This window comes from Mycobacterium numidiamassiliense (assembly GCF_900157365.1).
Taxonomy (GTDB): Bacteria; Actinomycetota; Actinomycetes; order Mycobacteriales; family Mycobacteriaceae; genus Mycobacterium; species Mycobacterium numidiamassiliense.
The window spans coordinates 1,177,067-1,196,299 of the sequence record NZ_FUEZ01000004.1 but is presented as its reverse complement, the minus strand read 5'-3'; the positions used below and the strand labels follow the sequence as shown (position 1 = coordinate 1,196,299).

Annotated in this window: 19 protein-coding genes and 3 pseudogenes; 9 read left to right on the top strand and 13 right to left on the bottom strand. The window is 63.3% G+C overall.

Features of this window, described 5'->3' with window-relative positions:
- Positions 1-57 precede the first annotated feature (57 nt).
- The 3 genes from MNAB215_RS14355 to MNAB215_RS14345 all read right to left on the bottom strand — a co-directional run bounded on the left by MNAB215_RS14355 (position 58) and on the right by MNAB215_RS14345 (position 2,726).
- Entirely contained in the window at positions 58-447 is a 390-nt protein-coding gene (locus MNAB215_RS14355; RefSeq protein WP_083743398.1) for an integrase core domain-containing protein, read from the bottom strand.
- Complete coding sequence (locus MNAB215_RS30780; RefSeq protein ID WP_083743613.1) at positions 372-1,073, bottom strand: molybdopterin dinucleotide binding domain-containing protein; 702 nt, start codon at positions 1,071-1,073, stop codon at positions 372-374. Before MNAB215_RS30780 ends, MNAB215_RS14355 begins: the two co-directional genes overlap by 76 nt.
- Before the next feature lie 417 nt (positions 1,074-1,490).
- A complete protein-coding gene (locus tag MNAB215_RS14345) occupies positions 1,491-2,726 on the bottom strand; it encodes a cytochrome P450 (RefSeq protein ID WP_077082007.1) in 1,236 nt (411 codons plus the stop codon).
- Between the two features lie 177 nt (positions 2,727-2,903).
- Here MNAB215_RS14345 and MNAB215_RS14340 point away from each other — a divergent pair, with 177 nt between their 5' ends.
- Entirely contained in the window at positions 2,904-3,461 is a 558-nt protein-coding gene (locus MNAB215_RS14340) for a helix-turn-helix domain-containing protein (protein WP_077079448.1), read from the top strand.
- Positions 3,462-3,512: 51 nt separating this feature from the next.
- A complete protein-coding gene (locus MNAB215_RS14335; RefSeq protein WP_077079447.1) occupies positions 3,513-4,964 on the top strand; it encodes an MmgE/PrpD family protein in 1,452 nt (483 codons plus the stop codon).
- 372 nt (positions 4,965-5,336) lie between these two features.
- Here the strand turns inward: MNAB215_RS14335 and MNAB215_RS14330 are convergent, their stop codons facing one another.
- From MNAB215_RS14330 to MNAB215_RS14325, 3 genes and pseudogenes are all read right to left on the bottom strand, one after another.
- Positions 5,337-5,681, bottom strand: a complete 345-nt coding sequence (locus MNAB215_RS14330) for a hypothetical protein (protein ID WP_077079446.1) — start codon at positions 5,679-5,681, stop codon at positions 5,337-5,339.
- 275 nt (positions 5,682-5,956) lie between these two features.
- Positions 5,957-6,109 (bottom strand): hypothetical protein, encoded by a 153-nt coding sequence (locus MNAB215_RS29750; protein ID WP_157900604.1) that lies wholly within the window; start codon positions 6,107-6,109, stop codon positions 5,957-5,959.
- A gap of 185 nt (positions 6,110-6,294) precedes the next feature.
- A pseudogene (locus MNAB215_RS14325) lies at positions 6,295-6,486 on the bottom strand (IS3 family transposase); the annotation flags it as partial.
- A gap of 214 nt (positions 6,487-6,700) precedes the next feature.
- Here MNAB215_RS14325 and MNAB215_RS14320 point away from each other — a divergent pair.
- From MNAB215_RS14320 to MNAB215_RS30230, 4 genes and pseudogenes are all read left to right on the top strand, one after another.
- Complete coding sequence (locus tag MNAB215_RS14320) at positions 6,701-7,588, top strand: transposase (RefSeq protein WP_245830310.1); 888 nt, start codon at positions 6,701-6,703, stop codon at positions 7,586-7,588.
- A gap of 64 nt (positions 7,589-7,652) precedes the next feature.
- Positions 7,653-8,897, top strand: a complete 1,245-nt coding sequence (istA, locus tag MNAB215_RS14315) for an IS21 family transposase (protein ID WP_077079445.1) — start codon at positions 7,653-7,655, stop codon at positions 8,895-8,897.
- A gap of 2 nt (positions 8,898-8,899) precedes the next feature.
- Positions 8,900-9,682: an IS21-like element helper ATPase IstB gene (gene istB, locus MNAB215_RS14310; RefSeq protein ID WP_174604592.1), complete on the top strand. Its 783-nt coding sequence runs from the start codon at positions 8,900-8,902 to the stop codon at positions 9,680-9,682.
- Positions 9,683-9,743: 61 nt separating this feature from the next.
- A pseudogene (locus MNAB215_RS30230) lies at positions 9,744-9,923 on the top strand (IS110 family transposase); the annotation flags it as partial.
- On the opposite strand, the gene MNAB215_RS29945 reads toward MNAB215_RS30230, so the two are convergent.
- Positions 9,913-10,389: a DDE-type integrase/transposase/recombinase gene (locus MNAB215_RS29945; protein ID WP_083743397.1), complete on the bottom strand. Its 477-nt coding sequence runs from the start codon at positions 10,387-10,389 to the stop codon at positions 9,913-9,915. The pseudogene MNAB215_RS30230 and the gene MNAB215_RS29945 sit on opposite strands and share 11 nt — an antisense overlap.
- A 288-nt stretch (positions 10,390-10,677) precedes the next feature.
- Here MNAB215_RS29945 and MNAB215_RS14295 point away from each other — a divergent pair, with 288 nt between their 5' ends.
- From MNAB215_RS14295 to MNAB215_RS14285, 3 genes are all read left to right on the top strand, one after another.
- Positions 10,678-11,007, top strand: a complete 330-nt coding sequence (locus tag MNAB215_RS14295; RefSeq protein WP_077079443.1) for a hypothetical protein — start codon at positions 10,678-10,680, stop codon at positions 11,005-11,007.
- A 155-nt stretch (positions 11,008-11,162) separates the two neighbouring features.
- Entirely contained in the window at positions 11,163-12,494 is a 1,332-nt protein-coding gene (locus MNAB215_RS14290) for a cytochrome P450 (RefSeq protein WP_077079442.1), read from the top strand.
- Between the two features lie 28 nt (positions 12,495-12,522).
- Positions 12,523-13,497: a PDR/VanB family oxidoreductase gene (locus MNAB215_RS14285; protein ID WP_077079441.1), complete on the top strand. Its 975-nt coding sequence runs from the start codon at positions 12,523-12,525 to the stop codon at positions 13,495-13,497.
- A gap of 120 nt (positions 13,498-13,617) precedes the next feature.
- Here MNAB215_RS14285 and MNAB215_RS14280 read toward each other — a convergent pair whose 3' ends face one another.
- The 6 genes and pseudogenes from MNAB215_RS14280 to MNAB215_RS14255 form a co-directional block, all read right to left on the bottom strand.
- Positions 13,618-13,962 carry a hypothetical protein gene (locus tag MNAB215_RS14280; RefSeq protein ID WP_077079440.1) on the bottom strand — a complete coding sequence of 115 codons (345 nt, stop codon included), beginning with the start codon at positions 13,960-13,962 and terminating at the stop codon, positions 13,618-13,620.
- Between the two features lie 24 nt (positions 13,963-13,986).
- A pseudogene (locus MNAB215_RS14275) lies at positions 13,987-14,445 on the bottom strand (MaoC family dehydratase).
- A 24-nt stretch (positions 14,446-14,469) separates the two neighbouring features.
- The gene (locus tag MNAB215_RS14270; protein WP_077079439.1) at positions 14,470-15,369 is read right to left on the bottom strand and encodes an SDR family oxidoreductase; all 900 of its coding nucleotides are present in this window, start codon (positions 15,367-15,369) and stop codon (positions 14,470-14,472) included.
- On the bottom strand, positions 15,366-16,499 hold the full coding sequence (locus MNAB215_RS14265) for an acyl-CoA dehydrogenase family protein (protein WP_077079438.1): 1,134 nt from the start codon (positions 16,497-16,499) through the stop codon (positions 15,366-15,368). Before MNAB215_RS14265 ends, MNAB215_RS14270 begins: the two co-directional genes overlap by 4 nt.
- 5 nt (positions 16,500-16,504) lie before the next feature.
- The gene (locus MNAB215_RS14260) at positions 16,505-17,299 is read right to left on the bottom strand and encodes an enoyl-CoA hydratase-related protein (RefSeq protein WP_077082006.1); all 795 of its coding nucleotides are present in this window, start codon (positions 17,297-17,299) and stop codon (positions 16,505-16,507) included.
- Positions 17,300-17,490: 191 nt separating this feature from the next.
- Positions 17,491-19,167 (bottom strand): AMP-binding protein, encoded by a 1,677-nt coding sequence (locus tag MNAB215_RS14255; RefSeq protein ID WP_083746121.1) that lies wholly within the window; start codon positions 19,165-19,167, stop codon positions 17,491-17,493.
- Positions 19,168-19,233 lie beyond the last annotated feature (66 nt).

The following is a 19,233-nucleotide window of genomic DNA, read 5'->3' as shown; positions in this document are numbered from 1 at the left end:
CGAAGGGAAACACCATCTGCTGGCCACGAAAGCGCTGAACTACCCCAGATTTCGTTCCTAGTCGGTTGCGAGGGCCGGGGTTGGCTGGCTCGCGGGGCGTGAGGTGCCGGTGAGGGCGGCCTCGTACTCGGCTGGTGTCTGGTAGCCGAGGGCTTCGTGCAGGCGTTCCTGGTTGTACCAGGCAACCCATCCGGCGGTGGCCAGTTCGACGTCGTCGATGCAACGCCAGGGTTTGCCGCGGTTGATGAGCTCGGCCTTGTAGGCGGCATTGACGGCCTCAGCGAGTGCGTTGTCGTAACTATCGCCTCGCGATCCCACTGACGGGACGATCCCGAGTTCGCCCAGCTGATCGGTATAGGCCAGCGAATGGACTAACTCAGAAAGATCCGAGTTTGACTGCCATACAGCATGATTGAATGCCTGCAAGGGAAGATCCTCGGTGCGCATGGTCGCCGAGACGGCCCAGCCGGCGATCTTCTTGGTGGCCGCGTCGGTGATGAAGGCGGTGTAGCAGAATCCCTGCCAGGTCCGCGCGAAGGTGAACTCGGCGACCCACGGTCGGTTGGGGTGTCAGCCTTGAACTGCCGGTTGACTAGGTCGTCGGGTCGGGCTGCGGCGGGGCCGGTGATCGTGGTGAATACCGGTTTGCCGCGCTCGTTCGCGATCTGCCAACCGCCTGAATGCCCCCACCCATGCGGATAACTCACGACGCCGGGGGCCATCTTGTCGGTGACGTCGACGAGGACCCGGACCGATCCCGTTGCCGTCGAGAGCTCGACTTCATCACTTGAGCGGAGCGAGTCACGTTCTGCATCAACGGGATTGACGTACAACCTGGGCGTCCTGACCGATCCGATGTTGTGCATCCAGGAGTTGATGCTGGTCAATTCGCGCCGTCCGATCAGCACCAACCCAGGCGCAGGTCCCGCGATGTCGTGCAAGGCCTCCAGGATGGGTGGCGCTGCGAGCTGAATCTTGCCATCCGAATGCAGGATGTGTGTTGCCGCTCTGCCGGCCGGCTCAGGCAGGACTAATGCGATGCCGGGCTGTCGATCAGGAAGCTCGAGAAGCATCCGCACGCGCGATCACGATTCGCTCATGGCGGCCGTCCTCGACGAGATCGCTCTCCTGCCCGGCATCTGTCGAACCGAAACGTTCTACGGCTGCCGGGTTTGCCTTTGCGGGGTATCACGACCGTGCGCACCCCGAGGTCGTGCAGGTCGTCCTCGACGCGTTTCTCACCGTAGCCGCATCGGCGGTGACCGTGCTTGGCGCGCGAGCCACATTTATGCGCCAAACTGGGTACGACCCCACAGAGCCACTCAGCACAGGCGCGGGTTTTCAGGTCGAAGTAACTAGGTCCCAGTTGTCATATCGCCCGGCGCGAAGGCGCTCTGCAACGCAGGCGATTCTGGCGAGTGTGGGCAACTCCAGATGACCTGGGCCACCGGGGCAAGGGCATTGTGGGCGGACCTGTATTGCGGGCGGACCTATTTCGTGTCGCCGACGCGTGGCCCCGGCGTGAACCTGACCGGCAGCTCCCGCACGGCGAATACCTCCCCTGCGTCCTCAAACATCTTCGCCTCGCCTGCGAGTTCGAAGTCCGGCAGCCGCTGCAGCACCTGGGTCGTCATTACGTCGAACATCATCTTGGCGTAGTGCGAGCCCAAACACCGGTGCATACCCACCCCGAACGCCATGTGCTTCTTGGCATTCGGCCGGGACAGGTCAAGGGTGTCGGGGTTTGCGAACATCATGGGGTCCCGGTTGGCGGCCGCCCACATCAGGATTGCGCGATCGCCCTTGCATAGTGGCTGGCCGCGGAACTCAGCATCACGAGAGACGGTGCGCGCTAGGCCCAGAGTCGGCGTGTACAACCGCAGCAGCTCGTCGACGGATTTCTTCACCAGATCCGGATCGGCCATGAACTGCTGCCGCAATTCGGTGTCCGTGCATAGCCGCAACAGCACGTTGCCGGTGAAGCCGCTGGTGGTATCCATGCCGCCCAGCATCATCAGCACCGTGTACATGGTGATCTGGGTATCGTCGAGTGGCTTGCCATCGATGGTGCCGCGCAGGATATCGCTGAACAGGTCGTCACCGAGGCCCTCGGTGCGCCGCTGCTCCATGTGCGTAACGATCTCGCCGAACATCTCCATGCCAGCCACCCCGGCCTTCTCCGGGTCGTGGGCGCGATCATGCACCATCGAGTGCACCCAGCGCACCCACTGCGAGTGCCGCGATTCGTCGAACTCCAGCAATCGCAGGATCAGTCGTGCCGGCAGCGGCGTCGTCAACTCACCGACAAGATCAGCGTGGCCACGCTCGATGAACGCGTCTATCGCCTCATTGGTCATCTCAATGGCCGCGTCGCGGAACCGCTCCGCCGATCCCGGAGAAAACCGCTTGAGGGTGACGTCGCGCAGCTTCTGCGTTTCCGGGGGGTCAGACTCGATCGGCAGGATCGGAAGGGGTAACTCGCTAGCCGGCACTGCGATCGAGGGGTAGGAATTGAACAGATCGTCGTCTCTGGCGGCCTCGAACACCGAGGCATAGTCCACCAGCGCCCAGAAGCCCTCATAGTGGTCGGAATGCGCGACCGGACAACCCGATTCGCGCATCTCGCGGAACCTGCCGTGCGGGTCCACACGAAACCCAGGCGAGTGGTGATCAAGGTCCACCTCGGCGCGCGGGCGTGACTCGGCCTCGGCTTTCGTGTCGGTCATCGGCATAAGTCCCATCGTTGGGCGATCTGGAAACACCTGGCGGCACCCGTCTCGCCGCATGCTAGCTTATCCGTTGACGTTTTTGTCAACTATCCCCAGTGGCATCCGGACGGCTGCAACAAACGCCACATCTATGCAGCTCATGACTGTAGTAACGATAGTCGACGTGGTTGTCAAATGACGGTGGAGCCCCCGAATGCGGGCGTCTACATTCAGGTGAACGCCGCGAATTCTCGATCGTGGACACTGCCTGCGGGCGACAAGCGCCACCAGCCGCACCGAGGAGGGGCCAACGCAATGCGGGCGCACGACGACCTACGACACGAGGAGCTCGCACAACTTGTCGGCACATCCCGGGAGACCGTCAACACGGCGCACGCCGAGCTGGCACAACGCCACTGGATCAAGACGGGCGTCAACAGCCTGCTGCCTGGGAACCCCTCCGCCTCCTCAAGCGTGCACGTTCATGACCGGCCATCGAGCACACGCCAGCTCGATGGTTGGACACGTCGGCCGGCAGCGCTTTCCAGACTGGGGACCTCGCCCCATGGGCGCCATCGTCAGAGCACTGATGCCGTCAGTCCGGCTCGGCAGCGCGACGGTCCGTCACGGCTCCGTACATGCCGCACCAGCAACCCTGACAAATCTCGACTATCTCTACACATCGAGCGCGGGAGAGCGCTACAGGTGGCCTATCCGTACGGCCAGGGTGCTCCTCGAACTCACCACGGTTGAGCCTTACCAACAGCAATTGCTTGCAGGCAACAACGAAAGGGTACGGACATCATGGGCGATGAAACCACCGCCACTGCTCAGCTCATCGATCTGATTCACGACATCAGCTTCGACGATCTACCTACTCGGGTTGTCCACGACACCAAACGACTCATCGCCGACACCGTGGGGTGCGCACTAGGTGCTCGCCACTATGCGGCGGCGCGGATAGTCGCAGAGGTTGCGGCCGAGATGGGTGGCCCCGGAGCGGGTGCCCCAGCCACGGTGGTAGGCACCACGGTGAAGGCTTCTCCAGCCGCGACTACCGCGGCAAACATGTATCTGGGCAATTACCTCGACGCCGACGACACTTACCTGAGTTTCAGTCACCCCGGGGTCGCGGCAGTGTTCCCCGGCCTGGCATTCGCCGAGAGCGTGGGGTTGTCGGGTGAAGCGCTGATCACGGCAGTGGCCCTCGGTTACGAGGTAGGTTGTCGGGTCGGCGGAGCCCTGGAGTTCATACGTCTGACACCGGCCGGGGACATCGAAGCGGTGCCGGGATGTCTGGGCTGGTACGGCTTCAGCGTGGCCGGCGCGGTCGGCAAGCTGTTGGACTTCACACCTGCCCAGTACAACAACGCTTTCGGTCTCGCGGGCTGGACCGCGCCGATCGAGACCGGACAATTCTTCGCGCCCGTCCTGCGACCCGGCAAGCACATGCTGAAGTACTCGCCGGTCAGCTCGATGGGCATCAATGGAGTGATGGCCGCCCAACTCGCGCACAAGGGATTCGTAGGCGAACAGAACATCTTCGACGCTCCGGAGGAATTCTGGCGCGCGTTCGGGACTGTGGGCCTCAACCGGCAGCGTCTGCTCGCCGAACTCGGGGAGACATGGCAGGTGTCACGAACGTCATTCAAACCCTATTCGGCGTGCCGCTACGGCCATCCCGCGATTGCACTGTTCACCAAGTTGATCCGGCGTCACGAACTCGAGCCCCAGGACATCGATCGCGTCGTGGTGCGTACTTTCGAGCGCGGCGTGAACTGGCTCGGTCCCACTTACGCGCCTGAGACGCCGTCGGATCTGCAATTCAGTATCCCGATGGCGCTGGGCGCTGCCGCCCACGGATCCGATCTAGGGCCCTCTTGGCAGGACGACGAGAGCATCCACGACCCGCGATACCTGGCGTTCGCCCGGAAGGTCGTGGTCGAAGGCCACCCCGACAGCGGGAAAGTCATCTTCGAGCAGATGCTGGCCACAGGCCGCTTCACTCGCATACCCAACGAGGTCCAGATCAACGCCCGCGGAAAGGAATTCAGCGAAAGCTGCGAGTACGTCTGGGGCGACCCTGGTTCGGACGACACCAGGATGACCGATGACCAGGTCAAGGACAAATACCGCACCTACGCACAAGCAGCCCTCTCAGCCGCCCAGGTCGACCAGTCGCTCCAAGTGATGTTCACCCTCGACAAGGTCAACAACGTAGCGAAAGAACTGACACCACTGCTCCAACAGGAGTGAGCGCAGAACACCTGGCCGTCCGCTCCTTTGGGCGAGTGCTTTTGCGAGCCAAATGGTCAGGACTGACGATGTTGCTAAACAATCAGTGCACTGTTGTCAATCTTCGCTGCAATCTCGACAAGAACCGTTCCTGCGCGACGTGATAACCCAACTCCCACCCCACCCTGTCCTGCTCAGCGGACCATGGCACGAACGACTTATCATTTCGGGTGGCGGCCTGTTCGCGTTGCCCGATCCTGATCACCGGCAGCGGTCGACGCTCCGGGGCAATGTGCCCACTGCGGGATTGACGCTCAGCGAATTCGTGGCGCTGCAGCCCGGTGATCTAGGACATCAAACCATCGCATCGCCTTTCCTCCACACTATGCGGAATCAGAACGGTAGGGATGAGCGGCTGATGCGCCACCAGCCTGGGTTGAGCGTTTCGGCCAGTAGGGCGAGATCCTCGACGAACTGATCCGCGTCCAGCCCCTCGATGTAAAACGTCACGTAGTCGTTCCCTCCTCCGAAGCGCGCAAGGCCGGCCCCTTCACGGCCACAAGCGGCCGCTGCGGCGAGCTGCTCAAGCCGGCGGACGTCGTCGTCAGATTCCAGCTCTCCTGTCGCGATGGAGATATGACGGATTCCGGTGGCGAGGTCCTCAGCCTCGGCGACGAGCGCCGTTTGACGGAGCTGCGCTAAGTAGGCCTCGACCGCCGTGAAGTGCGCGTCACTCATGATTTCCGTGCGGTCGGCGCGGGCCGTTCGACGATCAGTCGACTACCTTCCAGCACCTGCACCACGCGATGCTCGGAGTCGCCATACCGAACCGGGTCGCCTTGCTGAAGGCGCATTTGAGATAGCTCCTGCTTGAGCTAACCAGCGGCGGACAGTTGATGGTAGCACCGCACCGGGCCAGCTCCGATCAGATCGACCAACTCCTCGGCGCGGGCAGTTGTTTCGGTGGCGCAGAACTTGCGGTACGCAGGTGTCAGCGCAGCCTTAACGATCTGTCACATATACGGCACCGCCGCCGTTTTATACATGCTGGCATTGCCGCGGTTCGGGTGCTCGTGCCCGCATTCCGCCACCACAGCGCCGCTTTCATTGCGGGGAACGCCGCGCCATGCGCCGCCAGCGCGGCCGGTGTAGCCGACGGTCAACATTCGTTAGTGCTCCTCACCGATAATCCGTTGTGTCGAATCTGATTCGCGCTGAGTGGGTTACGTTATGCGGACGCCGCACAGGCAGTGCAGATTCCGGTGTTGTCGTAGTCGGTGCGCAGCCACGCGTACGGGCCGTTGGCGGTTGACCTGACCTACGGTCTGGTTACTCGTCTGGGTGTTGCGTCTCAGGCGAGTTGGGATGTTCTGGTCGAGCGTAGTTCGTATTCGGTGGGCGTCAGGTAGCCCAGTGCTGAGTGTCGGCGTTGGCGGTTGTGGAAGATCTCGATGTAGTCGAATATCGCGTTGGCTAACTCCACGCGGGTGTTCCATTTCTTGCGGTTGAGAAGTTCGATCTGCATCGACGACCAGAATGACTGTGACACTTTCAGCATGCTGCGCGGCAAGGTGGTGCTGGCTGACGTGACTCACAGAATGACCGACCCCACCGGTGTCCTCATTGAGAGATATGTCCGTCAGCCGCACCGCCGACCTCGATGGCTTGATTAGGAGCTTGTCCCTTCGGGTGACCCATCACAGTCCTGCCTCAACTCCTCGGCGGAGTCCTTACCGCCGCATTAGAAGGAGCAAGGCATGGCACTGGCAGAACTCGTCGATCACGTCATTGGCGTTGATCCTGATCGTGATCGTATTACCGCGGCCGTCGTATGTTCGAAGACCCAGGGTGAGCTCGCCTCGAGAGTTTTCCCCACCACGGCCCGCGGCTATGGGCAAGCGTTGCGATGGGCAGCGCCCTACACGACCGAGGGTCGGCGGGCCTGGTCGATTGAGTCAACGGGGAGCTACGGCGCCGGCCTCGCGGCAGCCTTGGCGGCCAAGGGCGAGTTCGTCATTGAGTTTGACCATCCCAGCACCAGATCGGCCAAGGACGGCGCGAAGTCTGACTCCCTTGACGCAGTCCGGGCCGCACGGGAGATTCTCGGACGCACGAGTTGGGCAACCCCGCGGTCACGCGGTGCGCGCGAAGGGCTGCGCACACTGATCACCGCACGCGATAGCGCGAAACTTGTCCGAGTCGCTGCGATTAACGTGCTCAAGGCTCTGGTCGTCACCGCGCCGGTCGACCTCTGTGAGGAGCTCCGAGGGCGGCCCCTGATGGCGTTGGTGGCTCGTTGCCAACGACTGCGCCCTGACACTGCTACCGACCCCGAATACGCGGCTACGAAGTTGTCGCTGCGCAGCACTGCGAACAGAGTCAGGCAGTTGACCGACGAGTGCCGCGAGCTTGAGTTGGCGATGATCCCGCTGGTGCGGTCGATGGCACCAGCGCTACTCGATGAACCGGGCATCGGTGTGCTGATCGCCGCTCAGATCCTGGTGTCATGGTCACACCCCGGCCGCTGCCGGGACGAAGCCGCCTTCGCACGCCTGGGCGGCGTTGCACCGCTCGAAGCGACCTCGGGTCAAACCCAGACTCGCCACCGTCTCTCACGTGGTGGTGACCGCCAGCTCAACTGTTGACGACGGTTGAAGACCCGGCCAGTTGCGACGGTTGAAAAGTAGGCCACCCAATCAGATTGGATGGGTGATCTCCTTGGAAGACTGGGCGTTGATCCGGCATCTTCACCGCAGCGAGGGTTTGTCGCAGCGGGCCATCGCACGACAACTCGGCATCGCGCGTGACACCGTGGCGGCCGCGGTGGCCAGTGATGGTCCGCCGAAGTACGAGCGGTCTTCGTCGCCGTCGGCGATCGATGCCGTGGAGCCGCGGATCCGGGCGCTGTTGTCGGCCTATCCGCAACTGCCGGCCACGGTGCTCGCCGAGCGGGTCGGCTGGGCGGGGTCGATCTCATGGTTTCGGGAGCGGGTGCGGGCGATCCGACCGGAGTACTTGCCTGCTGATCCGGTCGATCGCCTGGCGCATCCACCGGGACGGGTGATTCAGTGCGACCTGTGGTTCCCGGCACCCAAGATTGCGGTCGGGTTCGGCCAGGAGGCGATGCTGCCGGTGCTGGTGATGGTGGCCGCGTTCTCCCGGTTCATCGCCGCGGTGATGCTGCCCTCGCGCCAGACCATGGATCTGGTCGCCGGGATGTGGCAGCTGCTCTCGGGCAGTTTCACCGCGGTGCCCCACGAGTTGTGGTGGGACAACGAAGCCGGGATCGGGCGCCGCGGCCGGTTGACCGATCCGGTCACCGCGTTGATGGGCACGCTGGGGTCGCGGCTGGTGCAACTCAAACCCTATGACCCCGAATCCAAGGGGATCGTGGAGCGAGCCAACCGCTATCTGGAGACCTCATTCCTGCCCGGGCGCGCCTTCACCTCACTTGCGGACTTCAATAATCAACTGGGGCAATGGCTTCCGATAGCCAACGCGCGTCGGGTGCGGGTGCTCGATGGTCGTCCGATCGACTTCCTCGATGCCGACCGACTCCAAATGTTGGCGCTGCCACCCGTGGCGCCGGTCACCGAGACGGGGACCTCGGTGCGGTTGGGACGCGACTACTACGTGCGGGTGGCCGGCAACGACTACTCGGTGGACCCGAGCGCGATCGGACAGCTCGTCGAGGTGAGCACCACCCTGACTCAGGTGACGGTGAGCCGAGCCGGGCGCCTGCTGGCGGTTCACGACCGCTGCTGGGCGGCGCGACAAACCCTGACCGACCCCGCCCACGTTCAGATTGCCGCGGCGTTGCGTCGACAGTTCCAAGCCGGTCCGCCACCGGCGACGGCGGGTGATCAGCTGATGCGTGATCTGGCCGACTACGACCGTGCGTTCGGAGTCGACTTCACCACCGCCACAACCAGTTCCGATGGCGAGGTGGCGTGATCATGGCCGAAGACCCCATCAAATCCGTCCTGCACTACGCCCAAGCCCTCAAGGCGCCGCGCATCCGCGAGTCCGCCGCCCGGTTGGCCGAGCAAGCCCGCAACGCCAACTGGAGCCATGAGGAGTATTTGGCGGCGGTCCTCTCGCGGGAGGTCGCCGCCCGTGAAGCCTCCGGCGCGGCGACCCGTATCCGCTCGGCGGGGTTCCCGACGCGGAAGTCGTTGGAGGACTTCAACTTCGATCACCAACCAGCACTCAACCGGGACATGATCGCGCACCTGGGCACCGGGGCGTTCCTGGCCAAGTCCCGCAACGTGGTGCTGCTCGGCCCGCCCGGCACCGGCAAGACCCACCTCGCCATCGGGTTGGCGATCAAGGCCGCCCAGACCGGGCACCGCATCGCATTCGCCACCGCCGTGGACTGGGTCGCCCGGCTCAAGGCCGCCCACAACGCCGGCCGACTACCGGCCGAGCTGGCCAAGCTACGCCGTATCGGGCTGCTCGTCGTCGACGAAGTCGGCTACATCCCCTTCGAGCAAGACGCGGCCAACCTGTTCTTCCAACTGGTCTCCAGCCGCTACGAACACGCCTCGCTGATCCTGACCTCCAACCTGCCCTTCGCCCGCTGGGGCGACGTGTTCGGCGACCAAGTCGTCGCCGCAGCGATGATCGACCGCATCGTCCACCACGCCGACGTCCTGACCCTCAAAGGCTCCAGCTACCGCCTCAAGGACACCGGAATCGACACCTTGCCCTCCGCCAGAGCAGACAACACGGCACAATAACCACGACCACGTGGCCTACTTTTCACCGTCGCTTCTGGCCTAGTTTTCGACCGTCGTCAACATCAACCGAGCGCTGCACACCGTCATCCTGGCCCGGGCCAAAGTTCACCCGCCGACCAAGGACTACATCGCCCGGCGGGTCAGCGATGGCAAGACCAAACGTGAAGCCATGCGGTGTCTAAAGCGGTACTACGCACGTCATCTCTTCCGACTCCTCGAAACCGCCCCGATCACCACTTGACACCCGATAGGAGCATCTCCATCGCGGCGTTGTCGCCGGCTGCACCCACGCGGGCCATGGAGCCGACCAGGTCGTGGCGGCCCAAGGCGTGCACGAACTTTCGGCTGCGAAATTGCGGACCTCTATCCGTGTGAAGAATGCAGCCGGGCGTCTCGCCGCGGCGGGCGATCGCACTATGCAGTGCCGTGGTCGCCAACCGTGACTTCATCCGGGAACCGATGCTGTAGCCGACGATGCGGTTGGAGAAGGCGTCCTTGATCGCGCACAGGTACAGCTTTCCCTCACCGGTGCGATGTTCGGTAATATCGGCTAGCCACACCATGTTTGGCGCTTCGGCGGTGAAGTCTCTGTTGACGCGGTCGTCGTGGACAGGCGGGCCCGTCTTGCCGTTCTTGCCGCGTTTCTTGCCGAACACACTCCACCACCGGTTGTCGGTGCAGATCCACCAGGCGGTGCGCTCGGCCATCGGTTCCCCGGCTTGGCGGGCTTCTTCGGCCAGGTACCGGTAGCCGAACTCCGGGTCATCGGTGTGGGCGTCGAACAGGGCGTTGGCCCGGTACGCCTCGATGCGTTCGCCGTCGGTGATCGGCGTAGGCGCACCAAATATGGCCTGCGCGTGCTAGATCCTCGCGTCTTTATGCCCCCAAAGCGATAGCAATCAACCCCGTCGTGGTGACGCGAAACGTGATGTACGCCATCCACACTGTGCTTCATCCGCCAGCAAAGCCCGTCGTGACAGCAGAAAAGGGCATCCATGAATTTCGCGGACGTCATCGCCATACTCGACGATTCGGTCGGCGGGCCTGACGCGGACGTAGCCTCCCACGGCCCGTTCTGGAGGGGTATCACCCGGGACCGGTTCGTCGCGATGAAAATCGGCGGACGGCCACTTGTGATCCTCGGCGACGGCGATAACTCCAATCTGGTGAAGTCGCTGAGGGGGCAGGCCCCCTTCGGTTCCGACTTGCCGGAGCCTCCCGTGGGGGCGGTGACTCCTGCGATGCCCGCTTACCTTCCTCCCGTAACCTCCGATTCCATTAAGAGGATCGTTCAGTGGATCAATGACGGTTGTCGGGAGGTCTGAGTCGGCTTCTCCCCCCAAGGCGGTAGCGATAAACCCCCTAGTGGGGGCGATCGAAATGGCCATCGCCACAACACTTGAATCGCCGGCGTGAGTCCCCAAGCGATCACGCGCGCAACGCAGGTCAGGCACGACAGCACGACAGCAGGAGGAGATCCGTGACCACCGCCCAGCAGGCCGATACAGCAATCCTCCCCGACGAGATCGCACGACGGATCGTGCTCCCCGAGGGGCACGCCGACCTCGCAGAACTCCACGAGGCCTACAGGTGGATGCGCAACAACATGCCGGTCGGTAAGGCCATCGTCGAGGGCTACGATCCGCTCTGGCTGGTCAGCAAGTACGCCGATATCCAGGAAGTCGAGGGGCAGCCGGAGATCTTCACCGCCGGCGGCGCGGACAAGCCCGGCTCGCACAACCCGATCCTGCAGAACCAGGCGGGCGACGGGTTTACCCAGCAACTCCTGGGGGGCAGCCTCCGTCTCATGGACGCTCTGCCGTTCCTCGATCCGCCCGAGCACACCACCGTCAAAAACATCGCGTTCGACTGGTTCAAGCCTTTGCAGCTTAAGAACTGGGAAACCAAGATCCGCGTGCTGGCAAACGAGTCCATCGAAAAGCTCAAGAAACTCTCCGAGTCAGGTAAGCAGATCGATCTCGTCGATGACTGGGCTCTGGGTTACCCGCTGCACGTGGTGATGACGCTGTTCGGAGTGCCTGCGGAGGATGAGCCGCGAATGATGGCGCTCACCCAGGAATTCTTTGGCACCGCGGACCCCGAGCACCAGCGCGAGGATGTCGAGCCGCTGAGTCCCGAGGCGATGGCCCAACAGTTCGCCAACACTGTGCAGGACTTCTACGGTTACTTCGACAACTTGATCGCGGACTGCAGGGCCAATCCCCGCGATGACTTGGCCACCTTGATCTCGGTGGCTAGGCAGCCCGATGGCGAGTATTGGCCGACTCCGTACACGTACGGCTGGTTCATGGCCATCTGCACCGCCGGCCACGACACAACGTCCGCCACTCTGGCCGGCACGCTGCAGCAACTAGCTCTGCACCCTGAGGTGCTGGCGAGAGTCAAAGCCGACCCGAGCCTGGTGCCCAACCTGATCCAGGAGGGCTTGCGATATGTGGCACCGGTCAAGCACTTCATGCGTCGCGCGCTGCAAGACTACGAACTGGACGGTCAGACCATCAAGGCCGGCGACCGGGTGATGCCGTTATTCCAATCAGCCTGCCGCGACGCGGACCTGTTCTCAAACCCAGACGAGTTCAATATCGACCGTAAGCCCAACAATCACATGGCATTCGGCTTCGGTGCGCACACCTGTGTCGGCCAACATCTGGCCAAGCTCGAGTTGCGCGTTATGTTCGAGGAACTACTGCCCCGACTGGAGTCCATCGAAGTGCTCGGGCCTGGCAGCGTGACGCACACCAACTTCGTAGGTGGACTCAAGCACCTGCCCGCGCGGGTGACCGTATCTTGAGCGGGCTTTCCCCAGCATCCTGACGACGATGCCCATTGCCAGCGTCCACGAGTTCACCGCGGAGCTGACCGTCCTGCACCGCGGCACCCCCGCAGAGGGTGTCGTGGTGCTGGACCTCGGCCATTTGGACAACACGTACTTGCCCAGGTGGCAGCCGGGCGCCCACATCGACCTGCTTCTCGCTGACGACCTGGTCCGCCAGTACTCGCTGTGCGGAGACCCGCACGATGCGACGACGTGGCGCATCGGGGTCCTGCTGGATCTCAACAGCCGAGGTGGTTCGCAGTACGTGCACGAGAAGCTCCAGGTGGGCTCTGTCGTGCGAGTCCGGGGCCCACGCAACCACTTTCCGCTCGTCGACTCCGCCAATTACCGTTTCATCGCCGGAGGCATCGGGATAACGCCAATTATGGCGATGGTTGAGGCGGCAGAGCAGGCCGACAGCGATTGGACACTTCTGTATGGCGGCCGGACCAGGGGTTCCATGGCCTTCGCCGCCGACTTGGCAGAACGCTATCCCGATCGGGTCACATTGGGGCCCCAGGACGAGTGTGGTCCCCTCGACCTGCGATCGCTGCTCGAGGAACCCGAGAACAGCGCCCTGATCTACTGCTGCGGCCCCGAGGCATTGCTGGCAGCGGTCGAGCAGCAGTGCGCTCATTGGCCCAAGGGGACCCTCCACATCGAGCGGTTCGCAGCCAAGGCACCCACGGCAGAGCAGGAAGCGGCCGCACTCGAGCAGTTCGAAGTGGTGTGCCAGCGTTCGGGGGTGACCCTCGAGGTCGGGGCCAACCAGTCGATCCTCGAACTCGTAGAGGCAACCGGTATTCCCATTACCACCAGCTGCTATGAGGGCGTTTGCGGTAGCTGCGAAGCGCGGGTGCTGGAAGGTCTTCCCGATCACCGGGATTCGGTACTCAGCGCGTCTCAAAGGGAGTCCGGCGAGGTGATGCTGATCTGCGTCTCACGGTCGTGCACCGAAAAGCTGGTGCTGGACCTGTGAACAACTATCCGCGAAGGTGCTCGTATATCTCGGCCACTTCGCATGAGATCAGCACAACACCACTTGGCCGACGTCTGCTCGGTGACGACGTCGTACTATGGCGCGGCGTGAGCGGACAAATCAGTGCGTTCGAAAACCGTTGTGCGCAACGAGGTTTTCGCGCTGGTAGGCCAACGTACAGGCATATAAGGGCTCGTACTGTCGCAGGCTCAGCCCGTCGAACTCGAGGTGCTCGAGATCGGCCGAGTCCGAGATTCGGCCCGATCCCAGGTGCAATGCCAGCGGTTCAGCCTCGGGCCCCCACACCACGACGTTGTAGCCGGCCCGGCCGCGGTCGTTCAGGTACAGGTACACCTGCATACCGATCTGTTCCTCAGGCGCGACCACTTCCCAGAACAGGCTGCCGCGCATCCGCTTGCCTTGGGCCGGACGATGCCGGAGATCGTCGCGGGGGTCGAATTGCACACTGCCTCCTGCAGCTTGCTGTTGTCAGAAGACGTACCTCGCGATCATTTCGGCCGCCGCCGCCGGCTTGTCGATGCCGTCCACCTCGACGGTATGGCGGATCGTCAGATGCACGGTCGCATCGTTCACCGGAGTGACGTCGACCAGATCCGACCGCACCCGCAAACGGGAACCCACGGCACCGGCGCGATAAACCGCACCTTGTTGAGCCCGTAATTGATTCCCATCTTGGCGTTCTCGACGACGAAACACTGGCTTACTCAACGCGGGTATTAATGAGAGCGTCAGCAGCCCATGGGCAATCGTTGTGCCGTAGGGACTTTCGGTTATCGCGCGCAGCGGGTCGACGTGGATCCACTGGTGGTCACCCGTCGCCTCCGCGAAGGCATCGATACGCGCCTGATCCACATCCAGCCAATCGCTAACGCCCAACTCGGTGCCAACCGCCCCGGCGGCGTCGTCGATGGAGGTGATCACCTTCATGGCGAATCCCTTTCGTTTCCCAACTCAGACGGTTCGCGCGGCCTTGGCAGCGGCCGAGGCGGCCTGGCTGCGTTCACGTGCGTGGGCCCATTCCAGATCGGTCAGCGCCGTTAGCGCGGCGAAGGTGTTCGGCCCTGCCAGGCGCTGTCCGCCGTCCATGGCGATGGTCTCCCCGGTGAGGTAGTCACACGCATCGGAGAACGTGAAGATCGTCAGATTGGCCAATTCGTCGATGGTTCCGGTTCGGCCCAGCGGGATCTGCTCGGCTTGGGTCGCACCCGCCGAGCTTTCCTCGGTGGGATTGAGCATCTCCCAAGCGTATTCGGTGGGAATCGGTCCGGGTGCCAGGGCGTTGAGCCGGATCCCGTAGCGTCCCCACTCCACCGCCAACGACATCGTCATCGCATGCACGGCGGCCTTAGCCATGGCCGAGGGAACTACGAACGCCGAACCGCTCCACACCCAGGTGGTGAGATTGGACAGTACCGCGCCCGGCAAACCCTCAGCAATCCAACGCTTTCCAACCGTCAGGGTGGTGTTGAACGACCCGGTCATCACCGTCGAGGTGACCGCTTCGAACGCCCGCGGACTCAGGGTCGCCGTCGGGGCGATGAAGTTGGCCGCCGCATTGTTGAGCACGCCGGTCAATGGGCCGTACTGCTCCCAGATTTCGCCGACCGCCGCCGACACGGCGTCATAGTCGCGGACATTGACCGGCTGGTAGTGTGCGGATCCTGGTCTGCTCCTTGAGATCTCAGTGGCGGCCTCGGCCAGCACGGCTTCCCGCCGGCCCCAGATGTGCACGTGCGCGCCGTGAGCGACCAGTCGGGCGGCGACGCCACGACCGAGTCCGGTGCCGCCACCGGTGATCAGGATCCGCTTGCCGGCTAGCACGTCGGGTGCGTAAATGCTTCTCGAAGTCATAGCCCGAGGCTCTTGCCGATGATGTCACGCTGAATTTCGTTGGCACCCCCGTAGATTGGTGGGGCGAGCGCCTTGCGCACCTGCAGCTCCATGCCGTATTCCACCGTATAGCCGTTGCCGCCCATCAGCTGCACGCCCTCCAGCGCGGCCCGTTTCGCGACCTCAGTGCACTTCAGTTTGGCGATCGCCCCCTCGCGGGCGAGCTGGTCCTCAAGGCCCGCATCGATCTGCGCTGCCACCTGGTAGGCGTACGCGCGGCAGCAGTCGATCTCGGCTACCAGGTCGGCGAGACGATGCCGAACGGCCTGGAAGCTGCCAATCGAGCGGCCGAACTGTTCGCGTTGCCGCACATAGCTAATGGTGTCCTGCAGCGACCGTCGGGCTGCGCCCAGCGACATTGCCGCGATGATCAGTCGCTCTACGTTGAGACCCCGCATCAACCGATGCCAGGCGTCGCCGACCCCACCGACGACGTTGGCGGCGGGAACGGCGACATCGGTGAAGAACACCTCATTGACGGTGTGACCGTCCATCGTGATGATCGGCTTGATTTCCAAACCCGGGGACTCGGTGGTCAGATACAACAGTGTGAGGCCCTGATGCTTGCTGCCCTCGGTAGACGTGCGGGTGAGCACCAACAGGTGATCGGCCAGATGCGCAGCGGTGATCCAGGTCTTCTGGCCGTTGATGACGAACCGGTCGCCGTCGCGGACCGCACGGGTGCGCACCGAGCCCAGATCAGACCCGGCGCCGGGCTCCGAAAGCGCAATCGCCTCGAATCTCCCGTTGCATAGGTTGCCCAGCACCTCTTTCTTCTGCTCTTCGGTGCCGTGCCGCAGGTAGGTCTGGGCCGCGGTCAACCCAGTGCCGTACGCATGGATGGGGGCGAGTCCGCGGGCGGTCTCCTCGAGGAAGATGCACTCTTCGACCATGCCGGCTCCCCCGCCCCCGTACTCAATGGGCAGCGACACCCCGAGCCACCCGAGATCGGCAAGACGCGACAGCAGCTGGGGACTGTTAGACAGCCGCCCGCCGTCGGTGAGTTCCAAACGCTGCTCTGCGGTGCCACAGTTGTCGGCGCAGAACTGTTCGATCGCGCTTGCGAAATCTGTTTGCTCAGAGGTGAACACGTGGCTCAGTTGCCCCTATAGGGTGCGAAGTCCGGCGTCCGCTTCTCGTTGAACGCCGTGACGCCCTCTTTCGCCTCCGCCGTCTCGCCGAATAGCTTGAGATTGGAGTAGGCCATTTGACCGACCGAAGCGAACTGCTCCGTATCGGTGTTGAACGATTGCTTGAGGACCTTCAGCGACGTGGGCGAAAGTTGCAGTATTTCATCCGCCCAGGCGCGCACTTCGGCCTTGAGCTGATCAGCCGGCACCACCTTGTTGACCAAGCCCCATTCGTAGGCCTGTTGGGCGGAGTACCTACGGCACAGGAACCAGATCTCACGAGCGCGCTTCTCGCCGACCACGCGTGCCAGATATCCGGTGCCGAAGCCCGCGTCAAAGGAGCCCACCCGCGGACCGTTTTGCCCAAACAGCGCAGTCTCGGAGGCGATAGTCAGATCACACAGCACGTGCAGCACGTGGCCACCGCCGATCGCGAAGCCGTTCACCGCTGCGATCACCGGCTTAGGCACGTCACGGATCACGCGGTGGAGTGAGTCGACTTCGAACAGACCACTGTTCGATGGGCCGTAGTCGCCGGTCTCGGCGCGCTGCTTCTGGTCACCGCCGGTGCAGAAGGCTTTGTCTCCGGCGCCGGTCAGACAGATGGCACCCACCTCCCCGCTGCCCCAGGCCCGCTTGAACGCCTTGATCAGCTCGTCGACGGTCCGCGCTCGGAAGGAGTTATAACGCTCTGGACGGTTGATGGTGATCCAGGCCAGCCCATTGTCGACTGCGTAGGTGATATCGGTGAACTCAGTCATTCTGTCGCCCTTCATCTTTGAAAGCCAGCTGGCCGTCCGATTCGGCACTTGCAATTTGGTCATACCATAATACCAAAGCTGCTGGTCATCAAGAATCGACGTCGCTGGGGCAACACTGCAGGAATTTCAGGACGCCGTCGCACCCCTCCGGGTAGATATTTCTTCCCCCCGTGGAGGCATCGTGGCCGCGGTCAGCTCTCCCTGAACTCACCGAGCAGGGGTTCGGCCTGGTTCTCGCGGTTCCTCAGTTCCACACGCCGAATTTTGCCGGAGATGGTCTTGGGCAGCTCCATGAACACAATGCGGCGGATGCGCTGATACGGCGCCAGATTCTGGCGGGCATGCGCGAAGATCGCATCGGCGGTGGATCGGTCGGGTGCCCAGCCGGACGCCAGGCTGATGTAGGCCTTCGGCACGGCCAGCCGCACCGCATCCGGGGCCGGGACCACCGCGGCTTCGGCGACAGCCGGATGCTCGATCAGCACGCTCTCCAGCTCGAACGGCGAGATCTTGTAGTCAGATGCTTTGAACACGTCATCGGAGCGGCCGACGTAGGTGACATAGCCATCGGCGTCCCGGCTGGCGAAATCGCCGGTGTGGTAGTAGCCACCGGCGGTGACTATGGCGTTACGGTCGGGATCGCCGAGGTAGCCCGTCATGAGGTTGACCGGACGCTGGTCGATCCGCAAGCAAATCTCGCCTTCGTCGGACGGTTCCCCGGTGAGTGGATCGACGATCTCGACGGGGATGCCGGGCAATGGTCTACCCATCGAACCCGGCTTCACCGGCGCTCCCGGCGTGTTACCGATCAGTGCGGTGGTTTCGGTCTGCCCGAACCCATCTCTGATGGTCAATCCCCACCGCTTGCGAACGTGTTCGATCACTTCCGGGTTCAACGGCTCACCGGCGCAGACCGCCTCCCGCAGGGCCTGCGGCCTTTCGCCAAGATCGGCCTGAATCAGCATGCGCCACACGGTCGTTGGTGCACACAACGAGGTGACGGCCACGCGTTGCAGCAGCGACAGGAACCGTGCGGCGTCGAATCGCTCGTAGTTGTAGGCCACGATTGTCGACTCGGCGATCCATGGGGCGAAGAACGAGCTCCACGCGTGCTTGGCCCACCCCGGCGAGCTGATGTTGAGGTGGACGTCGCCCGGCGCCAGCCCGACGAAATACATCGTCGACAGATGCCCGACCGGATAAGACCGATGGGTGTGCTCGACGAGTTTGGGGTGGCTTGTCGTGCCTGACGTGAAGTAAATCAGCATGGGATCGTCGGCCGCGGTCGAAGTGGTGAAGCGGCGCGGCGCGGCGATGGCGTCCGATTCGCGGTACAGGCGCCAGGGCGCGGGTGCGTCTCCGATCGCGATGCGTCCGTAGTCGCCGGGTATGTCGGCGAACTTGTGGACGTGATTGGAGTTGGTGATCACGTGACCCACGCCGCCGCGCTCCAGCCGGTCGACGAGGTCCTTCGGTCCCAGTGCCGTCATCGCCGGCAAGATCACCGCGCCCAACTTCATGACGGCCAGCATCGATTCCCAGAGCTCGGCCTGGTTGCCGAGCATGAGCATGACGCGGTCACCCGGCGAAACGCCGGACTGCGCGAGCCACGTCGCGACGCGATTCGACCGGTCCGCGATCTCGGCGAACGAATACGAGTCGTCCGATCCGTCGTCGCCAACGATCCGCAGGGCGGTGCCGATGTTCCCTTCTGCGACATGGTCGAACCAGTCGGTCGCCCAGTTGAACTGCTCGGTGACGTCGGGCCACCGGAATGTCGGCGCCACGGCGGCGTATTCGTCGCGGTGGTGGATCAGTAGGTCGCGGGCCGCCCGGTAAGCGGCGGCGCCTAGGGTCGGTTCACGCACTATCGGCTCCTCGCCTCGGTTTGCTGCCGGGTTGCGGGCAGGGTGGACGTTAATATCTGGGAAGTG

Coding starts and splice junctions, on each gene's coding strand:
- MNAB215_RS30780 (WP_083743613.1), bottom strand. CDS start 1,073: ATGCTTCTCGAGCTTCCTGATCGACAGCCCGGCATCGCATTAGTCCTG.
- MNAB215_RS14340 (WP_077079448.1), top strand. CDS start 2,904: ATGACGGTGGAGCCCCCGAATGCGGGCGTCTACATTCAGGTGAACGCC.
- MNAB215_RS14295 (WP_077079443.1), top strand. CDS start 10,678: ATGAATTTCGCGGACGTCATCGCCATACTCGACGATTCGGTCGGCGGG.
- MNAB215_RS29945 (WP_083743397.1), bottom strand. CDS start 10,389: ATGGCCGAGCGCACCGCCTGGTGGATCTGCACCGACAACCGGTGGTGG.
- MNAB215_RS14260 (WP_077082006.1), bottom strand. CDS start 17,299: ATGACTGAGTTCACCGATATCACCTACGCAGTCGACAATGGGCTGGCC.
- MNAB215_RS14330 (WP_077079446.1), bottom strand. CDS start 5,681: ATGAGTGACGCGCACTTCACGGCGGTCGAGGCCTACTTAGCGCAGCTC.
- MNAB215_RS29750 (WP_157900604.1), bottom strand. CDS start 6,109: ATGTTGACCGTCGGCTACACCGGCCGCGCTGGCGGCGCATGGCGCGGC.
- MNAB215_RS14335 (WP_077079447.1), top strand. CDS start 3,513: ATGGGCGATGAAACCACCGCCACTGCTCAGCTCATCGATCTGATTCAC.
- istB (WP_174604592.1), top strand. CDS start 8,900: ATGGCCGAAGACCCCATCAAATCCGTCCTGCACTACGCCCAAGCCCTC.
- MNAB215_RS14320 (WP_245830310.1), top strand. CDS start 6,701: ATGGCACTGGCAGAACTCGTCGATCACGTCATTGGCGTTGATCCTGAT.
- MNAB215_RS14355 (WP_083743398.1), bottom strand. CDS start 447: ATGCGCACCGAGGATCTTCCCTTGCAGGCATTCAATCATGCTGTATGG.
- MNAB215_RS14285 (WP_077079441.1), top strand. CDS start 12,523: ATGCCCATTGCCAGCGTCCACGAGTTCACCGCGGAGCTGACCGTCCTG.
- MNAB215_RS14345 (WP_077082007.1), bottom strand. CDS start 2,726: ATGACCGACACGAAAGCCGAGGCCGAGTCACGCCCGCGCGCCGAGGTG.
- MNAB215_RS14270 (WP_077079439.1), bottom strand. CDS start 15,369: ATGACTTCGAGAAGCATTTACGCACCCGACGTGCTAGCCGGCAAGCGG.